The 24,379-nt window shown below is 66.8% G+C and carries 26 protein-coding genes and 1 pseudogene; 19 read left to right on the top strand and 8 right to left on the bottom strand.

The annotated features are described in order from the left end of the window. The gene (locus tag ABIA30_RS22850; RefSeq protein ID WP_370069647.1) at positions 1 to 1,413 is read right to left on the bottom strand and encodes an MmgE/PrpD family protein; all 1,413 of its coding nucleotides are present in this window, start codon (positions 1,411 to 1,413) and stop codon (positions 1 to 3) included. A gap of 87 nt (positions 1,414 to 1,500) precedes the next feature. Here ABIA30_RS22850 and ABIA30_RS22845 point away from each other — a divergent pair, with 87 nt between their 5' ends. Further along, positions 1,501 to 2,289 (top strand): GntR family transcriptional regulator, encoded by a 789-nt coding sequence (locus ABIA30_RS22845; protein ID WP_370069646.1) that lies wholly within the window; start codon positions 1,501 to 1,503, stop codon positions 2,287 to 2,289. A 3-nt stretch (positions 2,290 to 2,292) separates the two neighbouring features. Here ABIA30_RS22845 and ABIA30_RS22840 read toward each other — a convergent pair whose 3' ends face one another. Together ABIA30_RS22840 and ABIA30_RS22835 are read right to left on the bottom strand one after the other, a co-directional pair. Further along, entirely contained in the window at positions 2,293 to 3,105 is an 813-nt protein-coding gene (locus ABIA30_RS22840; protein ID WP_370069645.1) for an enoyl-CoA hydratase/isomerase family protein, read from the bottom strand. Between the two features lie 32 nt (positions 3,106 to 3,137). Then, the gene (locus ABIA30_RS22835) at positions 3,138 to 3,998 is read right to left on the bottom strand and encodes a ribokinase (protein WP_370069644.1); all 861 of its coding nucleotides are present in this window, start codon (positions 3,996 to 3,998) and stop codon (positions 3,138 to 3,140) included. 56 nt (positions 3,999 to 4,054) lie between these two features. On the opposite strand from ABIA30_RS22835, the gene ABIA30_RS22830 reads away from it, so the two are divergent. From ABIA30_RS22830 to ABIA30_RS22795, 8 genes are read left to right on the top strand one after another with little or no spacing between them, the layout of a single operon-like run. After that, entirely contained in the window at positions 4,055 to 5,296 is a 1,242-nt protein-coding gene (locus ABIA30_RS22830) for a glutamate-5-semialdehyde dehydrogenase (RefSeq protein WP_370069643.1), read from the top strand. Between the two features lie 18 nt (positions 5,297 to 5,314). Then, positions 5,315 to 6,199, top strand: coding sequence for an AAA family ATPase (locus tag ABIA30_RS22825; protein WP_370069641.1), 885 nt, complete (start codon positions 5,315 to 5,317; stop codon positions 6,197 to 6,199). Between the two features lie 9 nt (positions 6,200 to 6,208). Further along, positions 6,209 to 7,660, top strand: a complete 1,452-nt coding sequence (locus ABIA30_RS22820) for a VWA domain-containing protein (RefSeq protein ID WP_370069639.1) — start codon at positions 6,209 to 6,211, stop codon at positions 7,658 to 7,660. Between the two features lie 45 nt (positions 7,661 to 7,705). After that, on the top strand, positions 7,706 to 8,317 hold the full coding sequence (gene nadD, locus ABIA30_RS22815; RefSeq protein ID WP_370069755.1) for a nicotinate-nucleotide adenylyltransferase: 612 nt from the start codon (positions 7,706 to 7,708) through the stop codon (positions 8,315 to 8,317). Beyond that, positions 8,314 to 8,727: a ribosome silencing factor gene (gene rsfS, locus ABIA30_RS22810; protein ID WP_370069637.1), complete on the top strand. Its 414-nt coding sequence runs from the start codon at positions 8,314 to 8,316 to the stop codon at positions 8,725 to 8,727. The genes nadD and rsfS overlap by 4 nt, the downstream gene beginning before the upstream one ends. Then, positions 8,724 to 9,380, top strand: a complete 657-nt coding sequence (gpgP, locus tag ABIA30_RS22805) for a glucosyl-3-phosphoglycerate phosphatase (RefSeq protein ID WP_370069635.1) — start codon at positions 8,724 to 8,726, stop codon at positions 9,378 to 9,380. Before rsfS ends, gpgP begins: the two co-directional genes overlap by 4 nt. Then, positions 9,370 to 10,116: a diglucosylglycerate octanoyltransferase gene (gene octT, locus ABIA30_RS22800; RefSeq protein WP_370069633.1), complete on the top strand. Its 747-nt coding sequence runs from the start codon at positions 9,370 to 9,372 to the stop codon at positions 10,114 to 10,116. Before gpgP ends, octT begins: the two co-directional genes overlap by 11 nt. 2 nt (positions 10,117 to 10,118) lie before the next feature. Further along, complete coding sequence (locus ABIA30_RS22795; protein WP_370069631.1) at positions 10,119 to 10,955, top strand: DegV family protein; 837 nt, start codon at positions 10,119 to 10,121, stop codon at positions 10,953 to 10,955. Between the two features lie 4 nt (positions 10,956 to 10,959). Here ABIA30_RS22795 and ABIA30_RS22790 read toward each other — a convergent pair whose 3' ends face one another. Further along, complete coding sequence (locus tag ABIA30_RS22790) at positions 10,960 to 12,000, bottom strand: dihydrodipicolinate reductase (RefSeq protein WP_370069629.1); 1,041 nt, start codon at positions 11,998 to 12,000, stop codon at positions 10,960 to 10,962. A 177-nt stretch (positions 12,001 to 12,177) separates the two neighbouring features. Here ABIA30_RS22790 and ABIA30_RS22785 point away from each other — a divergent pair, with 177 nt between their 5' ends. The 4 genes from ABIA30_RS22785 to holA all read left to right on the top strand — a co-directional run bounded on the left by ABIA30_RS22785 (position 12,178) and on the right by holA (position 16,667). Then, entirely contained in the window at positions 12,178 to 12,987 is an 810-nt protein-coding gene (locus tag ABIA30_RS22785) for a helix-hairpin-helix domain-containing protein (protein WP_370069627.1), read from the top strand. Further along, entirely contained in the window at positions 12,984 to 14,450 is a 1,467-nt protein-coding gene (locus ABIA30_RS22780) for a ComEC/Rec2 family competence protein (protein WP_370069625.1), read from the top strand. Before ABIA30_RS22785 ends, ABIA30_RS22780 begins: the two co-directional genes overlap by 4 nt. A gap of 60 nt (positions 14,451 to 14,510) precedes the next feature. Continuing rightward, positions 14,511 to 15,626 (top strand): agmatine/peptidylarginine deiminase, encoded by a 1,116-nt coding sequence (locus tag ABIA30_RS22775; RefSeq protein WP_370069623.1) that lies wholly within the window; start codon positions 14,511 to 14,513, stop codon positions 15,624 to 15,626. 78 nt (positions 15,627 to 15,704) lie between these two features. Further along, the gene (holA, locus tag ABIA30_RS22770; RefSeq protein WP_370069621.1) at positions 15,705 to 16,667 is read left to right on the top strand and encodes a DNA polymerase III subunit delta; all 963 of its coding nucleotides are present in this window, start codon (positions 15,705 to 15,707) and stop codon (positions 16,665 to 16,667) included. A 102-nt stretch (positions 16,668 to 16,769) separates the two neighbouring features. On the opposite strand, the gene rpsT is transcribed toward holA, so the two are convergent. Then, complete coding sequence (gene rpsT, locus ABIA30_RS22765) at positions 16,770 to 17,030, bottom strand: 30S ribosomal protein S20 (RefSeq protein ID WP_370069619.1); 261 nt, start codon at positions 17,028 to 17,030, stop codon at positions 16,770 to 16,772. A gap of 195 nt (positions 17,031 to 17,225) precedes the next feature. Here rpsT and ABIA30_RS22760 point away from each other — a divergent pair, with 195 nt between their 5' ends. Genes ABIA30_RS22760 through ABIA30_RS22750 form a run of 3 tightly spaced genes read left to right on the top strand, consistent with a single transcriptional unit; the run spans position 17,226 to position 20,700 of the window. After that, positions 17,226 to 18,887 (top strand): circularly permuted type 2 ATP-grasp protein, encoded by a 1,662-nt coding sequence (locus ABIA30_RS22760; protein ID WP_370069617.1) that lies wholly within the window; start codon positions 17,226 to 17,228, stop codon positions 18,885 to 18,887. Beyond that, entirely contained in the window at positions 18,887 to 19,861 is a 975-nt protein-coding gene (locus tag ABIA30_RS22755) for an alpha-E domain-containing protein (RefSeq protein WP_370069615.1), read from the top strand. Before ABIA30_RS22760 ends, ABIA30_RS22755 begins: the two co-directional genes overlap by 1 nt. Next, on the top strand, positions 19,861 to 20,700 hold the full coding sequence (locus ABIA30_RS22750) for a transglutaminase domain-containing protein (RefSeq protein WP_370069613.1): 840 nt from the start codon (positions 19,861 to 19,863) through the stop codon (positions 20,698 to 20,700). The genes ABIA30_RS22755 and ABIA30_RS22750 overlap by 1 nt, the downstream gene beginning before the upstream one ends. Here the strand turns inward: ABIA30_RS22750 and ABIA30_RS22745 are convergent. Beyond that, positions 20,684 to 20,932 (bottom strand): annotated as a pseudogene (locus tag ABIA30_RS22745) (ribonuclease Z); the annotation flags it as partial. The gene ABIA30_RS22750 and the pseudogene ABIA30_RS22745 sit on opposite strands and share 17 nt — an antisense overlap. Before the next feature lie 186 nt (positions 20,933 to 21,118). Here ABIA30_RS22745 and ABIA30_RS22740 point away from each other — a divergent pair. Beyond that, a complete protein-coding gene (locus ABIA30_RS22740; RefSeq protein ID WP_370069611.1) occupies positions 21,119 to 21,550 on the top strand; it encodes a CBS domain-containing protein in 432 nt (143 codons plus the stop codon). 274 nt (positions 21,551 to 21,824) lie between these two features. Beyond that, a complete protein-coding gene (locus ABIA30_RS22735; protein ID WP_370069609.1) occupies positions 21,825 to 22,433 on the top strand; it encodes a GNAT family N-acetyltransferase in 609 nt (202 codons plus the stop codon). 31 nt (positions 22,434 to 22,464) lie between these two features. Here ABIA30_RS22735 and ABIA30_RS22730 read toward each other — a convergent pair whose 3' ends face one another. Beyond that, positions 22,465 to 23,226 (bottom strand): hypothetical protein, encoded by a 762-nt coding sequence (locus ABIA30_RS22730; protein ID WP_370069607.1) that lies wholly within the window; start codon positions 23,224 to 23,226, stop codon positions 22,465 to 22,467. Positions 23,227 to 23,359: 133 nt separating this feature from the next. On the opposite strand from ABIA30_RS22730, the gene ABIA30_RS22725 reads away from it, so the two are divergent. Then, positions 23,360 to 23,665 (top strand): hypothetical protein, encoded by a 306-nt coding sequence (locus ABIA30_RS22725; protein ID WP_370069605.1) that lies wholly within the window; start codon positions 23,360 to 23,362, stop codon positions 23,663 to 23,665. A gap of 39 nt (positions 23,666 to 23,704) precedes the next feature. Here ABIA30_RS22725 and ABIA30_RS22720 read toward each other — a convergent pair whose 3' ends face one another. Beyond that, on the bottom strand, positions 23,705 to 24,319 hold the full coding sequence (locus ABIA30_RS22720) for a type II toxin-antitoxin system PemK/MazF family toxin (protein WP_370069603.1): 615 nt from the start codon (positions 24,317 to 24,319) through the stop codon (positions 23,705 to 23,707). Positions 24,320 to 24,379 lie beyond the last annotated feature (60 nt).

Raw genomic sequence — 24,379 nt, 5'->3', positions numbered from 1 at the left:
TCAGTCCAGGGCGCCGGTGACCGGCGCTGCCAGCAACTCGACGAGGTGATCGATCGCGTCTGCGGTCTCGATTTCCAGCACCGCTTTCTCTATCGCTTCGGCGCGTGCGCGATTGGTCACCCGGTCGGCCAGAGCGTGGAATTTTGCGACGAGTTCGGGATTGGTCACCGGGTCGGTGGGTGCGCCATGGGGCTGGTCGACGCGGGCGTGGTGCTGTTGGCCGTTGCCGGTGGTGACCACGACGTCGGTGCGGAACCGTTCGGTTATCGGTGCGCCGGAAAGTGATTCGTCGAGGTGTACGTCCGTACGGCCGATGAGGTCCCAGATGTCGTCGGCGTCCAGCCGGGCCGCAGTGAATTGCTCTGGCAGCACATTGCCGTCGAGCAAGGCCGCAGCCACCACGTAGCCGATGTTCATCTGCGCGCCGATCGGCGCCAACGGACGCTGTGGTTCCCACCAACCGTGCTTGTAAACGGTCTCGCCGACGGTGATGTCGATGTGGGAAATCTGTTGGCCCGCAATCTGGTTGCGGAGACGGCGGGCAGCGTCGATGGCGCCGTGCAGACCACCCATCGCGGCATATGACTTGACCATGATGATCGAGGTTTCCCACCACTGGCCCAGTCCCGCGGTCAGAGGTGCCGGGTCGGGGTCGTGGCCTTCGCCGAAAACGCTGAGGAATCCTCCGTATTCGCGTTCGAACACCCGCTTTATTCCGGTGTAACCGGCAGCGGCCAGGCCCGCGGCGTAGAAGCCGTTGCGGGCTGCGAACCCGTGCTGCATGCGCTTGCTCATCGCCTCGAACTGTGCGGCCATCAGCCCGCCGGACTGAGTGCCGGCCATCCCGAGTGCGTCTTCCAGTTGGGCCGCATCGAGCCCGCGGAGCTTGCCTGCTGCCATCGCCGCGGTGTGCGTGCCGAACACTGGCCCGGAATGCCAACCGCGGTCGAGCATTTGACTGCCATGCAGGGTGTAGCCGACGCGCGGACCGACTTCGAAACCGGCGATGGCGGCGAGCAGGAAGTCGGCACCGGTGGCCGATCCGAGCGTCTGTGCGGTGGACAGCAGCGCGGGGATCACCAACGAACAGCTGTGCAACGGAGCCAGTGGGTGGAAGTCGTCGAGCTCGAAACCCTGGATGAAGGTGCTGTTGAGAATGGCCGCTCCGACGGCGCTGGTGGTGCGGCCGGTGCCGATCACTGCGGCGTCGCCCGCGGGTTCCAGGCCGAGCACCGCGTCGGTGGCCACCCGTGACCAGGGCAGTCGGGCACCGATCAGGGCGCAGCCGATGCCGTCCAGCAGTAGGTGTTTGGCCCGGTCGAGTACCGGTGCGGGCACGTCATCGAGGGATAGTCCGGCGATCCAGTTGGCCAGGGTGCCGGTGGGCCCACCCGGGTCCGTGGGTTCGTTCACCGCATGCCTCCTCGTGTCGTCCGGTTGTTATATACATATAACAAGTAATCGGGCACGTGGCAAGGAGGTATGTGCAACCATGGCGCTGTGCGGGATACCAAGGTTGTGGCAGCAGACGCCGGTGTGGCGCTGCATCGCCAGCTGTTCTTGGTGTTGCACGACGAGATCGCCAGGGGAGCGCTGGCTCCCGGCGCCCCGCTGCCGAGTGAACAATCGCTCGGTGAGCAGTTCGGGGTGTCGCGGATCACCGTGCGCCGAGCGCTCGCGGACTTGGCCGATCATGGGTTGATCGAGCGTCGTCACGGAGTGGGTTCTTTTGTGCGGCAGAGTGATTCGTCCCGGCCGCCGGAGCTTCGGTCATACACCGAGGAGCTGCGCCAGACCCAGTTCGAGACCGATGTCGACGTGGTGGAGTTCGATGTGCGGCCGCCGCCGACCGCCGTCGTCGAAGCCCTCGGTGCACCCGGGGAGATGCTGCACATTTTGCGGGTGCGCCGTGAGCGGCGCACGGGCGAGCCCTTGATGGTGACCGAGGCTTGGCTGCCTGCTGAGCTGACCGAACCGGTCACGCCGGTGTCGCTGACCGAGCGCGCGCTCTACGACCTGCTGGCCGAGGCGGGCGTGAAGGTCGGGCGCATGGTGCACGAGATGACGGCAGAAATCGCCACACCGGTCACCGCCAAACTGTTGGAGGTAGCCATCGGCTCGGCGCTCATTCGGGTCAACCGGGTGGCCTACGCGGGTAAGGGAGCGGCCGCCCGGCCGCATCATTACCTGTCAATCACCTTGTCGCCCAGTCGAAGTCGAGTTCTGATCAGTCAGACCATGGTCGATGACAGCAGCGGACTGGCGATCGCCCACGACGTGCGGCGCTGACCTCTACAGTCGTCCGTCACTGCGCAGGTCCGGGTGCACCCAGTCGGGGGAGCGGCGCTCTTTGAATGCGATGAACCCTTGACGCGCTTCCTCGCCGCTGTAGCTGGCCTTCATTCCGATCCGGTCGAACAGGCCGAGGTAGTTGTCCAGGCTGGACTTGACCACCCCGCGGGCTCGTGGCGCGGTGCGGCAGCATGCGGCGAGCACCTCGCGGGCCGTTGCGAAGAGTTCGTCGTGCGGCACCACCCGGGCGACCATGCCCCAATCCTGGGCTTCGGCGGCGGACAGCACGCGGCCGGTGAACATCAGGTCTCGGGTGCGGACCGGTCCGATGATCCGGGTCAGCGTCTGGGCGTAGTAGGTGTCGGCGATGCCGCGGTACAGCTCGGGCACGCGGAAGGTGGCGCGATCGCTGACCACCGCCATATCGCTGCACAGTGCGATCTGCAGGCCGCCGCCCTGGCATAGCCCGTTGACGGCGGACACCACCGGTTTGATCGACTGCCGCAGGACCTCGAATGGCGTCACGTCCATGTTCAGGCCCGCGCCGAAGGTGATCCAGTCATCGCTGCCGTCGCCGCCGCCCAGGTCACCGCCTGGTGCGAAGACGTCGCCCGTGCCGGTGATCAAGAGGCCCGCGAGATCGGGGTCTGCGTCGACATGGCCGACCGCGTACCGGATGCCGAAGTACATCGCCGGCGTCATCGCGTTGCGGGCCTGGGGGCGGTCCAAGGTCACCACCGCGAATGGGCCTTGCCGCTCGAACCGCAGGTAGGGGGTGCCGAGCCAGTCGCCGTCGGGCGGTCGCGGTGTCATGGGACCCGACTATAACGCCTACTGTTGGCACTTCAGTTCGACGTGCGCAGAGCATCCTCGATCGCCTCGCTGGACGGCGCGCAGTTACCGGCGCCGGGCACCACCGTTGCCAGGGCGCCCGCGGTCACCGCCCGCCTCAGAGCGTGCACCGGATCACTGACCCAGCCTGCCGCCAACGCGCCCGCGAACACGTCTCCGGCGCCGGTGGTGTCGACCGCTTCGACTTCGGGCGCAGCGACATCGGTGTCGCCGTGGGCGGTGCGATGAGTGGCGCCGCGGGAGCCGCGGGTGATCACCAGATCCGTCGCCGGCCAACGCCATCCCGCAGCCTCGGTCTCGTTGACGATCGCCACATCGACGACGGCAGCCAGCTCGGCCAGCGCGTCGGGATCGGCCGGGGTCGGGGAGACATTCAGCATGACGACGGCTCCGGCGGCCTTCGCATGCCGCGCCGCGGCCTCCGCGGTGGATAGCGGAATCTCCAACTGCAGCAACAACACATCGCAATCGGCGACGAGGTGGCGGGTCACCGGAGAATCCAGTGTCAGATGGCCGTTGGCGCCCGGGGCGACGACGATCATGTTCTCGGCGGTCTCGCCGACCACGATCGCCGCCGTGCCGCTGGGCACCGGCAAGGTGATCAGGCCGTCCAGCCCGACCCGGTTGTCCTGCAAATGCTTTCGCAAGTCGGCACCCGGCGCGTCGGTCCCGATCGCGGCGACGAGTTGCACATCGGCGCCGGCCCGAGCCGCCGCCACCGCTTGGTTGCCGCCTTTTCCGCCCGGCTCTGACCGCACCGCCGACGCCAACACGGTCTGGCCCGGACCCGGCAGCTCGGACACCTCGAAGAACAGGTCCATGTTCACGCTGCCCACCACCGTGACCCGAGTCATCGCGCAACCGTAACCCCGACCGGTCCGCATCGCCGATACCTCGTTACCCTGGGTCAATGAGTGTGCAAGCACCTGCCGACCTGCGCCAGCAGGTCCACGACGCCGCCCGCCGGGCCCGGGTGGCCGCCCGCGTGCTGGCCACGCTGACCACCGACACCAAGAATCGCGCGCTGCACGCTGCGGCCGACGCGGTGCTTGCCGGCGCGGATGCGGTACTGGCCGCCAATGCCGACGACGTCGAGGCGGCTCGTGCCGCGGGCACCGCCGAAGCGATGATCGACCGGCTGGCCCTGAACACCCAACGCCTCGACGGCATCGCCGCCGGACTGCGGCAGGTCGCCGGACTACCTGACCCGGTGGGTGAGGTGCTGCGCGGCAGCACCCTGCCCAATGGTCTGCAGATCCGTCAGCAGCGGGTGCCGCTCGGCGTGGTCGGCATGGTCTACGAGAGCCGGCCCAATGTGACGGTCGACGCCTTCGGGCTTGCGCTCAAATCCGGCAATGCGGCGTTGTTGCGTGGCAGCTCGTCGGCGGCCCGGTCGAACCAGGCGTTGGTCACCGCCTTGCGCGCCGCGCTCGCCGCCGAAGGACTGCCCGAGGACGCGGTGCAGCTGCTGCCGAGTGAGGATCGCGCCAGCGTCACCCATCTGATCCAGGCCCGTGGTCTGGTCGATGTGGTGATCCCGCGCGGCGGTGCAGGCTTGATCGAGGCCGTAGTGCGCGACGCGACCGTCCCGACCATCGAAACCGGTGTCGGCAACTGCCACGTCTATGTGCACGAGGCGGCCGATCTGGAGGTGGCCGAACGCATTCTGCTCAACTCCAAGACCCGTCGGCCCAGCGTGTGCAACTCGGCCGAGACCCTGCTGGTCGACCGGGCCATCGCCGACACCGCGCTACCCCGACTGGTATCCGCGCTACAGGACGCCGGGGTCACCGTGCACCTGGACCCGAGCGAAGACGACCTGCGCGCCGAATTCCTGTCCCTGGACATCGCAGTTGCGGTCGTCGATGGCGTAGACGGTGCGATCAACCATGTCAACGAGTACGGCACCGGGCACACCGAGGCCATCGTCACCACCAATCTGGCTGCAGCCCAACGGTTCAGCGAGCGGGTGGATGCCGCGGCGGTGATGGTCAACGCGTCTACCGCGTTCACCGACGGTGAACAGTTCGGCTTCGGTGCCGAGATCGGTATCTCGACCCAGAAGCTGCACGCGCGGGGTCCGATGGGGTTGCCCGAACTGACGTCGACCAAATGGATCGTGTGGGGCGACGGCCAGACCCGGCCGGCCTAGGCCTAGAGGAGATACTCAGTGACTACACCCGCTCGGTCGGCGCCGCTGTTCGCCGACATCGAAGACGTCGCCACGCGACTGGCCGAGACCGGCTATCTGCCCGATACCGCAACGGCCACAGCGGTTTTCCTGGCCGACCGGTTGGGCAAACCGCTGTTGATCGAAGGACCGGCCGGTGTCGGCAAGACCGAACTGGCGCGGGCCATCGCGCAGTGCACCGGCTCGGAACTGGTGCGGTTGCAGTGCTACGAGGGTGTCGACGAGGCCCGCGCGCTGTACGAGTGGAACCACGCCAAGCAGATCCTGCGGATCCAGTCCGGGCACAACGCCGGTGGCGACTGGGATCAGACCAAGATGGACGTGTTCAGCGAGGAATTCCTGCTGAGCCGGCCGCTGTTGACGGCGATCCGGCGTACCGAGCCCACTGTGCTGCTGATCGACGAGACCGACAAGGCCGACATCGAGATCGAGGGTCTGCTGTTGGAGATCCTGTCGGACTTCGCGGTCACCGTGCCCGAACTCGGCACGATCAAGGCCCAGCAGACCCCGCTGGTGGTGTTGACCTCGAACGCCACCCGGGAGCTGTCCGAGGCGCTCAAACGCCGGTGCCTGTTCCTGCACATCGACTTCCCGGATCCTGATCTGGAACGGCGCATCCTGCTGTCCCGGGTGCCCGAGCTGCCCGAGAAGATCGCCGACGAGCTGGTGCGGATCATCGGCGTACTGCGTGGCATGCAACTCAAGAAGCTGCCGTCGGTGGCCGAGACGATCGACTGGGGCCGCACAGTTTTGGCGCTCGGCATGGACACCATCGACGACGCCATGATCGCTGCCACGCTGGGAGTGGTGCTCAAGCATCAGTCCGATCAGCAGCGCGCGGCCGGCGAGCTGAAGCTCAACTAGGCAGCCGACATGGTCGTCCGGCGCACCCGCCCCACCCAACCCCTTGCCCCCCAAGGCATTCCAGGTCATCTGGTCGGCTTCGTCGAAGCTCTGCGCAAGGTGGGTATCAACGTCGGGCCATCCGAGACGGTCGATGCCGGCCGCGTCATGGCGACCCTCGGTTTGGGTGACCGCAAGGTGCTGCGCGAAGGATTGGCCTGCGCGGTACTCCGCCGCCCTGACCATCGCGAGACCTACAACGCGTTGTTCGACCTGTGGTTCCCGCCGGCGATCGGAGACCGTGCGGTTCTCGAGCTGGAGCCCGACGACGATGCCGCCGACGATGACGTCATGCGCTTGCCGCCGGAGGACGTCGAGGCGATGCGCTCGGCGCTGATCGACATGCTCGCCGACTCGGATATGGCCAGTCTCGATGATCGGCTGATGGCGATGATCGCGCAGATCGTCGAGGCCTACGGCCGGTACAACTCCAGCCGCGGCCCGTCGTACTCGTCGTACCAGGCGCTCAAGGCCATGGCGCTGGACGAGCTCGAGGGCCGGCTGCTGGCCGGTCTGTTGGCGCCCTACGGCGACGAGCCGTCGCCGACCCAGGAGCAAATCGCCAAATCGATTGCCGCCCGCCGTATTTCCCAGCTCCGGCAACTGGTCGAGGCCGAGACCAAGCGGCGCACAGCCGAGCAGATCGGCCGCGATCACGTGCAGACCTATGGCATCCCGCAGCTGGCGGAGAACGTCGAATTCCTCAGGGCCTCAGGCGACCAGCTGCGCCAGATGCGCAACGTGGTGGCCCCGCTGGCCCGCACCCTGGCCAGCCGACTGGCGGCCCGGCGTCGGCGCTCACACGCGGGTCAGATCGATCTGCGCAAGACGCTACGCAAGTCGATGTCCACCGGCGGGGTGCCCATCGACGTCGTGCTCAAGAAGCCGCGTCCGGCCAGGCCCGAGCTGGTCGTGCTGTGCGACGTGTCCGGCTCGGTCGCGGGGTTCAGCAGTTTCACGCTGATGTTGGTACATGCTCTGCGCCAACAGTTCTCGAGGGTGCGGGTGTTTGCCTTCATCGACACCACCGACGAGGTCACCGAGTTGTTCGGGCCGGACGCCGACTTGGCGGTCGCGGTGCAGAAGATCACCCGGGAGGCCGCGGTCTACACCCGAGACGGCCATTCCGACTATGGACACGCCTTCGTGTCGTTCATGGACAAATGGCCCAACGTACTCTCGCCGCGCAGCGCCCTTTTGGTGCTCGGCGACGGCCGCAACAACTACCGCAACCCGGAGACGGATCTGCTGGCCCGGATGGTTGAGGCCAGTCGGCACGCCCACTGGCTCAACCCCGAGCCCAAGCACCTGTGGGGCAGCGGCGACTCGGCGGCGCCCAAGTACCAGGACATCATCGCCATGCACGAGTGCCGGTCGGCCAAGCAGCTGGCGTCGGTGATCGACATCCTGCTGCCGGTGTAGCCCCTGAACACTGCCGTAAGCTGGCCAATCGTGACTCGACGCAGGATCGGCGTGATGGGCGGGACGTTCGACCCCATCCACAATGGTCACCTGGTCGCGGCCAGCGAAGTCGCCGACCTCTTCGATCTGGACGAAGTGATCTTCGTACCCACGGGTCAACCTTGGCAGAAGCGAGACCGCCAGGTCAGCGCCGCCGAGGACCGGTACCTGATGACGGTCATCGCCACCGCCGCCAATCCGCGGTTCTCGGTGAGCAGGGTCGATATCGACCGCGGCGGCCCGACCTACACCAAGGACACGCTGCGCGACCTGGCCGCCAAGAGCCCCGACGCAGACCTCTTCTTCATCACCGGCGCCGATGCGCTGGCGTCCATCCTGTCCTGGCAGAACTGGGAAGACCTGTTCGCCACCGCCCGTTTTGTCGGTGTCAGCCGACCGGGCTACGAACTGGACGGTCAGCACATCGCCGCGGCGCGCAAGGAATTGCCCGACGATGCGCTGAAGCTGGTCGAAGTGCCTGCACTGGCCATTTCATCGAGCGACTGCCGGCGCCGCGCGGCGGCCAACCGGCCGATCTGGTATCTGGTGCCTGACGGCGTCGTCCAATACGTGTCAAAACGCGGTCTGTACCAAGCAGCCCAGGAGGAGAAGGCATGACAGCCTCAGCAGAAGCCCGCGACATGGCGACGGTGGCCGCGCGCGCAGCCGCCGCCAAGCTCGCCGAGAACATCATCGTCATCGATGTGTCCGAGCAGTTGGTCATCACCGACTTCTTCGTCATCGCCTCGGCGTCCAACGACCGTCAGGTGGTCGCGATCGTTGACGAGGTCGAGGAGAAGATGCGCTGGGCGGGGTACAAGCCCGCCCGCCGTGAAGGCACCCGCGAAGGACGCTGGGTATTGCTGGACTACGTCGACATCGTGGTGCACATCCAGCATCAGGAGGAGCGCGAGTACTACGCACTCGACCGGCTGTGGCGGGACTGCCCGGTGCTCGAGGTGGATCTGGACGGCGAGCTTCCACCCGAGCCTGCAGGTGCCGCCGAGGACGGCGAGGGCGGAGAGTGAGGCACCGGCGCCTGCTGTTGCTGCGCCACGGCCAGACCGCGTACAACGCCGCCAGCCGGATGCAGGGACAGCTCGACACCGATCTGTCCGACCTCGGTCGGGAACAGGCCGTCGCCGCGGCCGAGGTGCTGGCCAAGCGCCAGCCGCTGGTGATCATCTCGTCGGACCTGCGCCGTGCCCTGGACACCGCCACCACATTGGGTGAGCGGGCCGGGATGCCGGTCAGCGTCGATGCGCGGCTCCGCGAAACCCATCTGGGGGACTGGCAGGGGCTGACCCACCAAGAGGTCGACGAGCTGGCGCCCGGTGCCCGATTGGCCTGGCGCGACGATGCCCGCTGGGCGCCGCACGGCGGCGAGAGCCGCGTAGACGTGGCCGCTCGCAGCGTGCCGGTGGTGACCGAGCAGATCGCGGCACTGCCGGACTGGGGTATCAACGACATCGACCGGCCGGTGGTGCTGGTTGCGCACGGCGGGCTGATCGCGGCGCTGACCGCAGCCCTGCTCGACCTGCCGGTGGACAACTGGCCGGTGCTCGGTGGGATGGGGAACGCCAGCTGGGTGCAACTGTCCGGGTATGGCGAAGAGGACTCGGTGCGCTGGCGCCTGGACGTGTGGAACGCTTCGGCACAGGTGGCCAATGATGTCCTCTGAAAAGCCGGAAAGCCGGCCCGTTCTCCTGGTCTTCTGCGACTCGCTGTCCTACTACGGACCGACCGGGGGTTTGCCCTCCGACGACCCCCGGATCTGGCCGAATATGGTTGCCTCCCAGCTTGGTTGGGACCTGGAGCTGATCGGCCGGATCGGCTGGACCTGTCGAGATGTGTGGTGGGCCGCGACCCAGGATCCGCGTTCGTGGGCAGCGTTGCCCAAGGCCGGCGCGGTGATCTTCGCGACCTGTGGCATGGACTCGCTGCCCTCGCCGCTGCCGACGGCGTTGCGGGAGCTGATCCGGTACGTCCGCCCGACGTGGCTGCGCCGCTGGGTGCGCGACGGGTACGGCTGGTTGCAGCCGCGACTCTCGCCGATGGCCCGCCCCGCGCTGCCGGCGCACTTGACCGTCGAGTATCTCGAAGAGACCCGGGGGGCAATCGATTTCAACCGACCGGGCATCCCGTTCGTAGCCACGATTCCTTCGGTACACATCGCCGAGACCTATGGCAGCTCGCATCGCTGGCGTGACGCGACCGTCTCGGCTATCACCGAATGGGCTGGCGCACATCGTATTCCGGTGGTCGACCTGAAGGCCGCGGTCGGCGATGAGGTGATGTCCGGGCGGGCCAACCCTGACGGAATCCATTGGAACTTCCAGGCGCACCGGGCTGTCGCCGAATTGATGATCAAGGGTCTGGCCGAGGCCGGCGTGCTGGCGCAGGGCGCCGGCGGCTAGCCATGGCGGTGGTGGTTGTCACCGATTCGTCGGCTCGTCTTGATCCGGATGAACTGCAGCGCTGGGGCATTCGGGTGGTCGCACTGCACGTGTTGCAGGACGGCACCGATTTCCGGGACGGGGTGGATCCGATTCCTGTCGGTATCCAGGATCGTTCGCATGTGTCCACCTCGGGGGCGGCTCTCGGTGACCTGATCGACGTCTATCGGCAGGCGCTGGCCGACAGCGACGGCGACGGGGTGGTGGCGGTGCATCTGTCCGCCGCACTGTCGAGCACCTTCAGTTCCGCGATGGCCGCGGCTCGTGAACTGGGTTCGTCTGTGCGAGTGATCAATTCGCGCTCTGCCGCGATGGGTGTCGGGTATATCGCGCTGGCTGCGGCGCAGGCCGCCGCCGATGGCGCGGACCTGGATGCCGTTGAGGCGCTGGCTCGCGCTGAAGTCGGTGGGCAGTATGCCTTCATCGCGGTGCACCGGTTGGACAACCTGCGCCGCAGCGGGCGGATCGGGACTGCCGCTTCCTGGCTGGGTACCGCGCTGTCACTCAAGCCATTGCTGAAACTCGACGTCGACGGCAGGCTGGTGCTCGACCAGCGGGTGCGGACGGTGGCGAAGGCTCACGCGGCGATGATCGACCGGGTGGTCGCCGCGGTGGGCGACCGGCCCGCCGCCATAGCGGTACATCACGTCGACAATCACGACGGTGCGGTTGCGGTCAGCGACGCGCTGGCTTCCGTTCTGCCCCAGGTTGATTCACTGTTGGTGACTGACATGGGGCCGGTACTGGCGGTGCACGTCGGCTCCGGCGCGGTCGGCGTGGTGGTGCATACTCCGCGCTAGTGGATCAGCCGTGGAACCGCCCGGTGACCGGCGGCAGGTCCTTGAGGGTGACGATTCCCGGCGCGGCGGCGACGACCGCCGGGACGGCGTTGGTCGCCGGCAGCGCGGTGTAGATCATGCCCAACCCGTTGAGGCTGACCTCGCTCCAGTCCTTCGATGGCAGGCAGTACACGACGGTCCGCATGTTGGGTACGCCGAACACCTGGATCACGTGACCGTGCGCCACGGGCTTCGGCGGGGTCACGTGGTTGCCCATGATCCAGTTGAATCCGACGCTCACCACGTTCTTGTCGCCCACCCAGCCGCGGTGATAGCCGTACACGCTGGCCACGGTGCCCTTCGGGATCTGCATGAAGCCCAGATCGGAGTCTTCGGACGCAGCCGTGAAGGTGACGTCGAAGGTGATCCGGTCGAGCTCCGCGCCGATGGCGTCGGCCATCATCGCCGCAGACTCGGCGAACACCTCACTTTCCAGGCGCACGGTCTCGGCCAGCCCGGGGGTCTCCGGGTCCTGTCCGAAGCCCATCGCGGCCATCGTCCCTGCCGATTCGTAGACACCGCAGTCCACCGACTCGGTGATGCGAATCTCCTCGACGCTCTCGCACGCGCTGGACAGCACCATTCCGATCATGTTGGTCAGGCCGGGGTGTGCGCCGCTGCCGAAGATGGTGGAATTGCCTGTCTCGCAAGCCTTCTGGATCCTGACGAGGTCCTCGGGAGATTGCTTCCCCCCGGTGATCCAGGCTGCGGTCGAACACACGTTGACGCCTGACTCCAGTAGCCGGACCAACTCGTCGACACTGGGCCAGATCGGGTTGTAGCAGCAGGCGTCGGGTTTGAGTGCGATCAGTTCGTCGATGTCGTTGGTGGCCTTGATGCCGGTCGGCTCGGGCCAGCCGGCCAACTCGGCGGCGTCCACGCCCACCTTCTCGGCGCCGTACGCGTACACCCCGACCAGTTCCATGTCATCGCGGCCGATGATCGCGTGTAGCGATCGCTTGCCGATGTTGCCGGTGGTCCACTGGATGACGCGGATCGGGGTCATGCGTTGCCTCCTCGTTGCGGCTGCCGTTTCCGACACTGAGTAGACACTATGCCGCCGGTCGTCTACCCGCGGACCAGGGCAACTGATTCTCCACAGTCTGCGATTCATCCACAGCTACCCGCTCACCGATCTCCGGAGCGTGGTGCCGCGTCGTGGGAGCCGCCTAGCGTCTCGGACATGACCACCGAAACAGCGGCGGGACGGGCGCAGCAGCGTCTGGGCGCGCTGAGCGGCAGCGATGTGCCGGACGAACCCGATGACGACACCACGCTGTCGCGATGGCTACCCGACACCGCTTCCGGCAAGGCCGGCTGGTTGGCAGCTGTCCGGGCTGATCCGGGACGGGCCGGGGCCATCGCGCTGGCCGCGGTCGGCGTGGTGGCCGTGCTGGTCACGGTGTTCACTGTGCTCGGCGACGACCAGCCGCCGGTAGCGGCAGCGAAATTACCTCCGGTACAGATGGTTTCGTCTGCGTCGGGCCCGCCGGCGCCGTCGGCCTCGGCACCCAAAGGGGCCGAAGAGGTCGTGGTCAGTGTGGTTGGGTTGGTGCACAAGCCAGGGTTGGTCACCTTGCCCGGAGGCGCACGGATTGCCGACGCGCTGACGGCGGCCGGCGGTGCCCTGGACGGAGCAGATCTGGTTGGCTTGAACATGGCACGACGGGTCGCTGACGGTGAGCAGATCTTGGTGGGTGTTCCGGCGCCGCTGGGAGTACATACCACTGCGGGCAGTGCGGTTCGGCCGTCTCACTCCACCGCACCCGACGGCCGCGGCGGAACCACTTCAGCACCAACGGGATTGGTAGACCTGAATGCTGCGACAGCCGATCAGCTGGACGCGCTGCCCGGAGTCGGTCCGGTCACCGCCGCGGCGATCGTGGCGTGGCGGGACAAGAACGGTCGATTCACCGGCGTCGATCAGTTGGGTGAGGTCGACGGTATCGGGCCCGGGCGCCTGGAGAAGCTACGGGCACTGGTCCGTGTGTGACCACAGCAGAACCGGTCCGAACCGACCTGCGGTTGGTGCCTGCCGCGCTGAGCTGCTGGCTGGTCACTGCGGCGGGGTTGTTCTGGGGACCATGGGCGGCCGGGGTGGCGGGGCTCGTCGTTGTGGTCGTGGTGGCCGCGGTCGGACGTTGGGCCGGCGCCGTGAGCTGGGCCGCTGTGCTTGCCGTGGCTGTGGTCGGTGCGGCGTTTGCGATCGTGGTCGCGCTACGCCTGCATGCCGTGCGCACGCACGCATTGGCCTCGCAGTTCGGGCACACTGTCTCGATCGTCGCCTCGCCCGCCGAATCACCGCGACCGATCGCGGGCGGCCGGCTGATGTTCTCGGCGACATTGCGCGAGGTGCAGAACGCCGAATCATCGGGGCGGGTCATGGTTTTCACGCCGGCGATCGGATATTCGGAGGTCAGCGCGGGCCGCCCGATGGCCTTCCGGGCCCGCGTCGGCCGGCCGAAGCGTCGCGATCTATCGGTGGCGACGTTGGCCGCGGTGGGGGAGCCCAGGCTGGGTACCGCGTCGACTGCGCAACGCGCGGCGGCGCAGGTGCGGTCCGATTTCGCCGACGCTGCTCGGCTGGGGCTGCCGCCGGATCAGGCGGCCATGCTGCCGGCGTTGGTGCTCGGCGACACATCGGGCGTCGAGACCGCCACCACGGCGGCGTTCAAACGTGCTGGGCTTACCCATTTGACCGCGGTGTCGGGCGCCAACGTGACGATCGTCTGCGGGGCGGTGCTGCTCTCTGCTGTGCTGGTCGGACCGCGCGTGGCGGTAGGACTGGCCGCAGTGGCGCTCTTCGCGTTCGTGATGGTGGTGCAGCCGTCGCCCAGCGTGTTACGCGCTGCCGCAATGGGTTCGGTCATGCTGCTCGGCATCTTGGCGCGTCGCCGCAGGCAGGCGATCCCGGCGTTGGCGGCGACCGTGCTGGTGCTCATGGTCATCTCGCCCGAGTTGTCCGTCGATGTCGGCTTCGCGCTGTCGGTGTCGGCCACCGGCGCCCTGGTGACCATCGCGCCGGTGTGGTCACGTGGGCTGGTGGCCCGCGGCTGGCCCAAGGTGCTCGCTGATGCGATCTGCGTGGCCATTGCGGCGCAATTGGTGACCGCACCGCTGGTGGCGGCGATCTCCGGCACGCTGAGCCTGGTATCGGTGCTGGCCAATCTGCTTGTCGCGCCGGTGATTACGCCCATCACCGTCGTGGGTACCGGTGCTGCAGCGATCGGCTGGTTCTGGCCTGCAGGCGCACAGCTGCTGATCCGGTTCACGGGTCCGGAGCTGTGGTGGCTGCTCGAAGTGGCCCGCGTGAGCGCGGCGATTCCCGGTGCGGCGGTAGGCGTTCCGTCGGGCTGGGGCGGAGCGATGCTGCTCGCGACGGCGACCGGTGCGGCGGTGGTGGGGGTGATCATCTGGCGCCGACGGTCGATCCGCGACAACGGGCCCGATCTCTGAGTATCGCGTTCCCGCGTGAGCCTTGGCGTGGCGGTCTGGCCGAGATAGGTTTGGCGCAACATGCTGAGGCGACAGTTTTTTCGGTCCGGCGCGGCAGCTGTCGGCGCGCTGATGGCGGCCGGGTGCACCGACCCGGCGCCATCGGATGGCGAACACAACGCGGATCAGGATCAGCGCACCTGGCGAATGCCGGACGAGGGCGAGTGGCACAAGCGAACGTGGATGGCGTTCGGTGCCAGTGAGACGATCTGGGGCCGCTCACTGCTGGCGGAGGTCCGCCGAGATCTGGCGACCATCGCGCAGACGATCGCGCAATTCGAACCCGTCACGATGCTGGTCCGTCCAGCAGACCATGCCGTGGCGCGCGACCTGGTCGGATCCACGGTCGAGCTGGTCGAGGCGCCGCTGGACGACCTGTGGATGCGCGACACCGGACCGGTGTTCGTAACAGGCAACGGGGTGAAGGCCGGTGTGAACTTCAACTTCAACGGGTGGGGCGGCAAGCAGGATTTCGACCACGATGCTCAGGTGGCGGACGCGGTCACCGCCCACGCGGGTGTCGAATCGTTGCACACGGACCTGGTGCTCGAGGGCGGAGGCATCGAGGTCGACGGCGACGGGACCGCCATCATCACCGAAAGCTGTGTGCTGAACGCGAACCGCAATCCCGGGCGATCGAAGGCCGAGGTGGAAACCAAACTCGGTCGGCTGCTGGGCGTCCGCAAGATCATCTGGTTGCCCGGAATCGCCGGCAAAGACATCACAGACGGGCACACGGACTTCTACGCCCGCTTCGCGCGCCCGGGGGTCGTGGTCGCCGGACTGGACACCGACCCGAACTCATTCGACCACGACGTGACGGCCCGCCATCTCGAGATCCTCAGGGCAGCGACCGATGCCAACGGCCGTCGTTTGGACGTCGTCACGCTGGAAGCGCCGGGCTCGATCCGGCCGGGCTACCAATCCGATGACTTCGCCGCGGGTTACATCAACTTCTACGTCTGCAATGGTGCCGTGATCGCCCCCGAATTCGGCGACCCGGACACCGACGGCGCCGCCAGGCAGCAGCTGGAGCACCTGTTCCCGGACCGGCGCGTTGTGCAGCTCAACATCGACGCGATTGCCGCGGGCGGCGGTGGAATTCACTGCACGACACAGCAAGAACCTGCCGTGTAGACCGGCGGCGGGACCCGACGACGCCTGGCGGTCCCAACCGTGTCCGCCCGCGTCGGCCCGACGTGAAACGATCGACACGTGAGTAACACGACCGAGGCGTTGCACCTGGTGCTGGGCGATGAGGACCTGCTGGTCGAGCGTGCAGTGGCCGAGGTACTGCGCAGCGCGCGCAAGCTGGCCGGCAATGACAACGTGCCGGTCGATCGCATGCGGGCCGGTGAGGTGTCCACCAGCGAATTGGCCGAATTGCTCAGCCCGTCACTGTTCGCCGAGGAACGGGTGGTGGTGCTGGAGTCCGCTGCCGAGGCGGGCAAGGACGCGGTTGCGTTGATCGCCGGTGCCGCAGCGGATCTGCCCGGCGGCACCATGCTGGTCGTCGTGCACTCCGGTGGCGGTCGGGCCAAGGCCCTGGCCGATCAGCTGAAAAAGCTTGGCGCCCAGTTGCATCCGTGCGCGAAGATCACCAAGGCAGCCGAGCGGGCCGACTTCGTCCGGAATGAGTTCCGAGCACTGAAGGTCAAGGTCGGCGATGACACGGTCACCGAACTGCTCGATGCGATCGGATCCGATCTGCGCGAGTTGGCGGCGGCGTGTTCGCAATTGGTCGCCGACACCGGAGGTCTGGTCGATGTCGCCGCGGTCCGCCGCTATCACAGCGGCAAGGCCGAGGTGAAGGGCTTCGATATCGCCGACAAGGCGGTCGCCGGTGACGTGAGCGGTGCTGCCGAAGCACTGCGCTGGGCGATGGTCGGTGGAGAGCCACACGTGGTGCTGGCTGATGCACTGGCCGAGGCCGTGCACGCCATCGCCCGCGTGGGCGGCACCTCGGGTGACCCCTACCGACTGGCCGGTGAACTGGGCATGCCGCCGTGGCGCATTCAAAAAGCGCAGAAGCAGGCGCGTCGTTGGAGCCGGGACAGCGTGGCCGAGGCGCTACGCGTGGTGGCCATGCTCAACGCCGATGTCAAAGGCGCCGCCGCGAGCGCGGACTACGCGCTGGAGCGTGCGGTGCGCCGGGTCGCGGAGTTGGCCGACGGCTGAGCCGTCGAATCCGGCACAGGGCTGAGCCGTCGATCGGCTTACCGCGGGCACAACAAAACCGCGGCCCGGTGAACCGGACCGCGGTTGGTTGGAGCTAGTGGCTCAGAGCTTGTTCAGCGCCAGGGACAGCGCCGACTTCTTGTTGGCGGCCTGGTTCTTGTGGATGACGCCCTTGGTGGCGGCCTTGTCCAGCTTGCGGGTGGTCGCCACCAGCAGCTCGGTGGCCTTGTCCTTCTCGCCGGCCTCGACGGCCTCGCGGAAGCCACGGATGGCCGTACGCAGTGACGACCTCACCGACTGGTTGCGCAGACGGGCGCGCTCGTTGGTGCGGATCCGCTTTTCCTGCGACTTGATGTTGGCCACGCGTCAGTTCCTTCTAAATCCGTGATGCTTTGGGTCTTGCTTAAGTCTGTGTGTGCCCGTCAGCGGGCAGCGACTGTTCAGGCTACCAGCGCGCGGGCGAAATCCCCAAAGCGCAACCTGTGCCGACCGCATGAGCTTACCGGCGTGTAACGCTTCGGCCTGCCGAAACGGCCAGGTTGATGCAGCATGTCTGGAATGAGCATCCGCGCACTACCCAACGGCGCCACACGACCTTCGCGTACCAATCGCAAGCCGGCCAAACGCTACGAGGGTGTGTTCGACGGATACAACAGCGTCGGCAAGTATGCAGATGCCTTCGACGAGATGTTCGACGCCCAAGGCAACGTGCGCGGACCCTACAAGGGCATTTTTGCCGAACTGGAACCCTCGGATGCCTCGGAGCTGGCCTCTCGGGCCGATGCGCTGGGCCGAGCCTTCATCGACCAAGGCATCACCTTCTCCCTGTCCGGTCAGGAGCGACCCTTCCCGCTGGACCTGGTGCCCAGGGTCATCTCGGCTGCCGAGTGGGCGAAATTGGAAAAAGGCATCACCCAGCGGGTCAAAGCGCTGGAGATGTATCTGGACGACATCTACGGCGACCAGGAAATCCTCCGGGACGGGGTGATCCCGCGTCGGCTGGTGACTTCCTGCGAGCATTTCCATCGGGAGGCCGCCGGCATCGTTCCACCAAACGGGGTGCGCATCCACGTCGCCGGCATCGACCTGGTCCGCGACGACAAGGGCGACTTCCGGGTGCTGGAGGACAATCTGCGCTCGCCGTCCGGGGTGTCCTACGTGATGGAGAACCGGCGCACGATGGCCCGGGTCTTCCCCAACCTGTTCGCCACCCATCGGGTGCGCGCGGTCGGCGACTACTCGTCGCACCTGCTGCGGGCATTGCGCAATGCCGCAGCCTCCAACGAGGCCGACCCGACGGTGGTGGTGCTGACGCCCGGCGTCTACAACTCGGCCTACTTCGAGCATTCGCTGCTGGCCCGGCAGATGGGCGTCGAACTGGTCGAGGGGCGCGACCTGTTCTGTCGCGACAACGTGGTCTACATGCGGACCACCGAGGGCGAACGTCAGGTCGACGTCATCTACCGCCGCATCGACGACACCTTCCTGGACCCGATGCATTTCCGGCCCGACTCGGTGCTCGGCGTGGCCGGCCTGCTCAACGCGGCCCGCGCGGGCAACGTCGTGATCTCCAGCGCGGTCGGCAACGGAGTCGGCGACGACAAGCTGGTCTACACCTATGTGCCGACCATCATCGAGTACTACCTGGGTGAGAAGCCGCTGCTGGCCAACGTCGACACGTATCGGTGCTGGTTGGGCGAGGAATGCGAGGAAGTCCTCGACCGGGTGCGGGAATTGGTCATCAAACCGGTCGAGGGTTCCGGCGGCTACGGCATCGTGTTCGGGCCGGACGCTTCGGAACGGGAAATCGCCATTATTTCCAAGAAGATTCGCGCCGATCCGCGTGGCTGGATCGCCCAGCCGGTGGTGCAACTGTCGACGGTGCCCACGCAGATCGACAACACGCTCGCTCCGCGGCATGTGGATCTGCGGCCGTTTGCGGTCAACGATGGCGACAGCGTCTGGGTGCTGCCCGGTGGACTGACCCGCGTCGCATTGCCGGAAGGCTCCTTGGTGGTGAACTCCAGCCAGGGCGGCGGATCCAAGGACACCTGGGTACTGGCGTCCAAGTCCTCGGCGGCGGACCGCGAGTTGGCGGCCGCTGAGGTGGTTCGGTCGTTGCCGCCCAAGGGATCCAAGGCGGACCAGGCTCCCGACACCTCGCCGCAGCAGCAGGCCGTCCAGTCGAGTCAGCAGCAGCAGCAGGGGGTGATGCACTGATGTTGGCGCGCAACGCCGAATCGCTCTACTGGATCGGCCGATATGTCGAACGGGCCGACGACACCGCACGCATTCTCGACGTGGCGGTGCATCAGCTGCTGGAGGATTCCAGCGTCGATCCGGACCAGGCCTCGCGAACGTTGTTGCGGGTCTTGGGTATCGAGTCACCGAAGTCGGCGCTGGACATGTGGTCGTTGACCGATCTGGTGGCGTTCAGTCGGGGGACCCAAGGTGGTAACTCGATCGTCGACTCGATCTCGGCGGCACGGGAAAACGCCCGCGGTGCCCGCGAAGTCACCTCGACCGAGATGTGGGAGTGTCTCAACACCACCTACAACGGCCTGCCAGAACGTGAGCGGTCTGCCAAGCGCCTTGGGCCGCACGAATTCTTGAGTTTCGTCGAGGGCCGGGCCGCGATGTTCGCCGGCCTGGCGGATTCCACGTTGTCCCGCGACGACGGCTACCGGTTCATGGTGCTGGGGCGGGCGATCGAGCGGGTCGACATGACGGTGCGCCTGCTGCTGGCCCGCGTCGGTGACAGTGCGTCGTCACCGGCCTGGGTGACAGTGCTGCGCTCGGCCGGCGCCCACGACACCTACCTGCGCACCTACCGGGGTGTCCTCGACGCCGGTCGGGTCGTGGAATTCATGTTGCTGGACAGGCTGTTTCCGCGATCGGTGTTCTATTCGCTGCGGCTCGCCGAATTGCATCTCGATGAGCTGCACCACCGTCCACACGATCGGATCGGTGCCACCGGTGAAGCGCAGCGACTCCTCGGCCGGGCCCGCAGTGAGCTGGAGTTCATGCGTCCGGGCGTGCTGCTGGAGTCGCTGGAGGAACGTCTTGCCGGTCTGCAGCACACTTGTCGTGAGGTCGGAGAAGCATTGGCGCTGGAGTACTTTCACGCAGCGCCGTGGGTGGCATGGACTGACGCCGGGCACGCGGTATCGGTCATCGAGGAGGGTGAGATCTGATGTGGCGCGTGAGGGTTATCCATGCGACGGGCTACGCGTACAAGTCCCCGGTGACCGCGTCGTTCAATGAAGCCAGGCTGACGCCGCGGTCGGATTCCCGGCAGAACGTCGTGCTCAATCGCGTCGAGACCACACCCGCGACCCGCTCGTACCGGTACATCGACTACTGGGGTACCGCGGTGACGGCGTTCGACCTGCACGCTCCGCACACCGAGCTGGAGGTGGTCTCGTCCTCGGTGGTGGAGACCGACAAGGGCGAGATGCCTTCGGAATTGGTGAGTTGGGACGGCCTGGCGTCGGCTGCTGTCCGGGACCGATTCGATGAGGTGCTCGTCCCGACCCGCTACACGCCGGAGAGCAAGCGGCTACAGCGGGTGGGCCAGCGGATCATCAAGTACTACGACCCACAGGAGGCCGTGATCGCCGCGGCCAACTGGGTCCACACGGAGTTGGAGTATGTCAAGGGCACCACCGGAGTGCACTCATCAGGGCTCGATGCCCTGCGTGAAGGCAAGGGGGTCTGTCAGGATTTCGCGCACCTGACATTGATCCTGTTGCGCAGCATGGGAATCCCGGCCCGCTATGTGTCCGGTTATCTGCACCCGCAGCGCAAGGCCGAAGTGGGTGACACGATCGAGGGCCAGAGCCACGCCTGGGTGCAGGCGTGGACCGGGGGTTGGTGGGACTACGACCCCACCAACGACACCGAGATCACCGAGCAGTACGTCAGTGTCGGTGTGGGGCGGGACTATTCAGACGTGACGCCGCTCAAGGGCATCTATTCGGGTGAAGGGTCGACGGACTTGGACGTCGTCGTCGAAATCACCCGCCTGGCTTGACGCACACGCCTGGGTGCACCTCGACCCGGTGCAGGTCGTCGCCCAGTTCGATCTGACGGCTGAACTCCGTCGCGGCCAGTGCACGCCACTGGTCCTCTTGGCCCGGTGCGATGCCGGGCACGTGGTGGGTGAGGATGAGAATGCCGACTCCAGCACGGGCCGCGGTGGCGGCGGCCTCCTGCACGGAGGAGCGGTAGTCGCAGATGTCTCGGACGCGCTGCATCGGTACTTGGTCGCCGGCGCGAATGAGAGTGGCAGGTCCGGCGCGGTTCGGGTCGGGGGTGGGACTGCCGGTGCCCAGCAGGGTGACCTCGATCATGATCCAGGTATACCCGGGGAATTGCCGAGCGCATGTGCCTTCGGTGCGACGTCGTCCGTCTAGCATGGTGTGAGGTAGATCACCAGCCGGAGGTGCGTGATGCGGATTGAGGACGTACTGCGCAACAAGGGTGCAGCGGTGGCGACGATCGCTCCCGAGACCCCGGTGTCTCAGTTGTTGGCGGGGCTGGCCGCAATGAACATCGGCGCGATGGTGGTGGTCGGCCCGGACGGACTGGTGGGCATCGTGTCGGAGCGCGATGTGGTGCGCAAACTGCACGAGCGGGGTGGCAGCCTGCTGGGTCAGCCGGTATCGGAGATCATGACGACGGTCGTCGCGACGTGCACGCCGCAGGACACCGTCGACCATCTGGCCGCGCTGATGACCGAGAACCGGGTACGTCATGTGCCCGTGCTCGATGACGGCAGGCTGGCCGGCATCGTCAGCATCGGTGACGTGGTCAAGTCGCGGATGGCGCAGTTGGAGATCGAGCAGCAGCAGTTGCAGGCCTACATCACCCAAACCCCGTAGCTCGGTCGAGCGGCCCGCTTATTCGCGGCTGGCGGCGACCGAGGACATGTTCGCGTACCGTGCGCCCGACACCGCGGCGCCCGCCGCATCGAGATCCGAAAGTTGTTGCGGCGTAAGCACAATATCGAGCGCAGCCAGATTCTCGGGTGCAACGCAGCCAGGGCGTGTTCTGTTCCGACCGCGGTCACTTGCGGCTGACGAGAGGCGGGCGAACAATGTCAGGAAATCCCGGCATGTCGTGCACAGACACGCTTGCTCGCGAGAAGGTGGAGGCATGCCTGAGATATCGACGCGTCCCGCCACCGGCGCGGATGTCGGGGCCTTGTCGCAGACCCTGGGCCGAGCGTTCTTCGACGATCCGGTGATGCGATGGATGTTTCCCGACGACGATGTCCGGCAACGCCGACTACCCCGACTTTTCGCGGCGCTTGCCCGTCACCAGTTTCTGGCGCGCGGCGGTGTCGAGGTCGCTCCCTCGGCCTCGGGATTCGGCGCCGCCACGCTGTGGGATCCGCCCGGCCGCCGGCCACCTTCGTTCGCCGACATGATCCGGTTGGGGCCGGTCATGCTGATGGCGTTGGGCACCGCCGTGCTGCGTGGCCAGGCAGCCGATGAGCTGATGAGAAAACATCACCCGCAGGAGCCGCATTGGTACCTCGCCGTCATCGGTAGCGATCCGACGGTCCGCGGCGGGGGATATGGGCAGGCGTTGATGCGGTCCCGGCTCGACCGCTGCGACGCGGAGTACGCGCCGGCCTACTTGGAGTCGAGCAATCCGGTGAACGTGCCGTATTACGAGAGATTCGGTTTCGAGGTCACGGGTGAGATCGCGTTGCCGCATGGTGGACCGAGTCTGATCCCGATGTGGCGGCAGCCACGGTAGGGCGCGGACAGCGCGGGCAATGTAGGTGTGGTCATTTCCTGGTGATCTGCTCGGCCGCGCGTTGGGCGCGTGCCTGCCGGTATCCGACCCACAGCCCGGCCAACGGCATCAGCACCAGTCCGGTCAGGCCGAAATACGCGTCGCGAAGGTTATGTGGCTCCGCCGCCTCCCACAACGGCAGGATGTCGCGGGCGATCGCCGACAACTCGCGATTGGCGGTGGACTTACGCGAATCACCCTGTATGTCAATGGAAGTGCGGGTCAGCTCACCTGATGCCGTGGCGACCATCTGGGCAGGTGCCGCGTCGACCTGCACGGCGACCGACTCCGATTTGGGTAGCTGGGCCGTCGCGTTGCGGCCATCGCCGAACGTGACCAACGGCTGCTGAAAGGTGCCTTGGTGCGGCTGCACCCCGTTGCTTGAACCGCTGGCGGCCGACGAATTGGTCTGGGCGGAAACCTTGGAGGGCGCAGGGGCAGCAGCGGAAGAAGCGGTCGAGCCATTCACCTTGGCGCCGTTCCCGTTCACGTTGCCATTCCCGTTGGCGACGCTGACGTTTGCACTCCCGACGTTTCCGTTTCCGTTTCCGTTCCCGAAACCGCCGTTGCCGGACGAGCCGGAGTTCCCGTGACCGTTACCGCCACCCGAGGATCCGCCGTGCGAAGAGCCACCGCCACCATTGCCGTGGCCCCCACCTGGATTGGCAACGGCCGTGGCGACGGTCGGACCGGCCACCCACAGAAACGCACTCAACACCGCAGCGGCGACCCGTTGCTCGGCGGCGTGATGCACGGTTCCTCCCCGGCACTGCTTACCTGAGGCGTGCTGACCACACCCGATGACATTTTCCCACGTCCGGGTCGTTTGGGTCGATAGTCGGGCTTCGAGGTTGTGGTTGCGGGTAACTGTCGTTGAGGATGACGTGATGTTGGGCGTTCGGTTCGTGCGGCGGGTGGACGGTTTGACCTACGAGTTTGTCCACGACGGCGAGGCTCATGGCTTTCCGTCGTTCAAGCGGGTCGACCTCGATATTTGGTGCCGGCGACTCCCGGACTTCGGCTGGGTGGTGTGCAACCGGGCCGGCGCGGTGTCGAGTCGCCCGTTCGGCAATCCGGGCCATGGCGATCTTCCACCGGAGGGGGTGTGGGTGAGCTTCAAAGGCGATCGGTCGTATGTATATGACCTGGTCCGGATGGATGTTCCGGCGGCGGCGGGCTTCGAATCCCTGTAGGGCTGTTGGGTTTTGCGGGGGAAGAAGTCCTGCCGGGGGTCAGCTCCAGGAGAAGCGGGTGCGCAGATGGATGGCGACGGCCTCGAACCGCTCCCGCTCCAAGATCGCGCCTTCTCTGCGGATGCCTTCCTCGGGTACATCGAGCACCCGGTCCAGGCGCACCCAGCTGGCCCGTCCTTCGTAGTCCCAGTTGCCCACTCCGATGCCGACCCAGTCCGGGTCGTGCTGGTGGCGGTCCTGGCTGGACAGCATCAACCCCAACAGTGTGCTGCGATCGCGCCCGACCACCAGCACCGGGCGGTCCTTGCCGCGGCTGGGGTCGTCCTCGTAGACCACCCAGGTCCAGACGATCTCGCCAGGGTCGGCCCGGCCGTCCAGGTCTGGGGCGTACACCACGCGCCGGGCCCGTTGTGCGGTGGGCACCACGGTCTGGGTCACGGGTCTGCCGGCCGTGATCGCGGCCTGACCCGGCATCGGCGTGACGCCCAACGCGGTCAGGCCGACTTCGATGCCGAGCCGCAGTCCTTGCTGCAGGGTCCGCGACAGCGCATCAGGCTGCTGCAGGTTATGGATCAGGCGAGGCGCCTCATCGAACACCAGATGCTCGGCGAAGCGCTGAATCGTCCTCCACTGCGGCGCCATGGGTTCGAGCATAGGTGAGTTCGAACCGGTGCGATTGTGCCGGACGGGCCGCGGCTCGATACCCTGGTAGCC

Origin of the sequence: Mycobacterium sp. MAA66, assembly GCF_041261665.1 — a bacterium.
Lineage (GTDB): Bacteria > Actinomycetota > Actinomycetes > Mycobacteriales > Mycobacteriaceae > Mycobacterium.
This window is presented reverse-complemented; position numbering and strand designations above follow the sequence as displayed.

Coding starts and splice junctions, on each gene's coding strand:
- ABIA30_RS22840 (WP_370069645.1), bottom strand. CDS start 3,105: ATGACACCGCGACCGCCCGACGGCGACTGGCTCGGCACCCCCTACCTG.
- ABIA30_RS22835 (WP_370069644.1), bottom strand. CDS start 3,998: ATGACTCGGGTCACGGTGGTGGGCAGCGTGAACATGGACCTGTTCTTC.
- ABIA30_RS22830 (WP_370069643.1), top strand. CDS start 4,055: ATGAGTGTGCAAGCACCTGCCGACCTGCGCCAGCAGGTCCACGACGCC.
- ABIA30_RS22820 (WP_370069639.1), top strand. CDS start 6,209: ATGGTCGTCCGGCGCACCCGCCCCACCCAACCCCTTGCCCCCCAAGGC.
- rsfS (WP_370069637.1), top strand. CDS start 8,314: ATGACAGCCTCAGCAGAAGCCCGCGACATGGCGACGGTGGCCGCGCGC.
- octT (WP_370069633.1), top strand. CDS start 9,370: ATGTCCTCTGAAAAGCCGGAAAGCCGGCCCGTTCTCCTGGTCTTCTGC.
- ABIA30_RS22795 (WP_370069631.1), top strand. CDS start 10,119: ATGGCGGTGGTGGTTGTCACCGATTCGTCGGCTCGTCTTGATCCGGAT.
- ABIA30_RS22790 (WP_370069629.1), bottom strand. CDS start 12,000: ATGACCCCGATCCGCGTCATCCAGTGGACCACCGGCAACATCGGCAAG.
- ABIA30_RS22785 (WP_370069627.1), top strand. CDS start 12,178: ATGACCACCGAAACAGCGGCGGGACGGGCGCAGCAGCGTCTGGGCGCG.
- ABIA30_RS22775 (WP_370069623.1), top strand. CDS start 14,511: ATGCTGAGGCGACAGTTTTTTCGGTCCGGCGCGGCAGCTGTCGGCGCG.
- ABIA30_RS22760 (WP_370069617.1), top strand. CDS start 17,226: ATGAGCATCCGCGCACTACCCAACGGCGCCACACGACCTTCGCGTACC.
- ABIA30_RS22755 (WP_370069615.1), top strand. CDS start 18,887: ATGTTGGCGCGCAACGCCGAATCGCTCTACTGGATCGGCCGATATGTC.
- ABIA30_RS22750 (WP_370069613.1), top strand. CDS start 19,861: ATGTGGCGCGTGAGGGTTATCCATGCGACGGGCTACGCGTACAAGTCC.
- ABIA30_RS22740 (WP_370069611.1), top strand. CDS start 21,119: ATGCGGATTGAGGACGTACTGCGCAACAAGGGTGCAGCGGTGGCGACG.
- ABIA30_RS22735 (WP_370069609.1), top strand. CDS start 21,825: ATGCCTGAGATATCGACGCGTCCCGCCACCGGCGCGGATGTCGGGGCC.
- ABIA30_RS22725 (WP_370069605.1), top strand. CDS start 23,360: ATGTTGGGCGTTCGGTTCGTGCGGCGGGTGGACGGTTTGACCTACGAG.
- ABIA30_RS22720 (WP_370069603.1), bottom strand. CDS start 24,319: ATGCTCGAACCCATGGCGCCGCAGTGGAGGACGATTCAGCGCTTCGCC.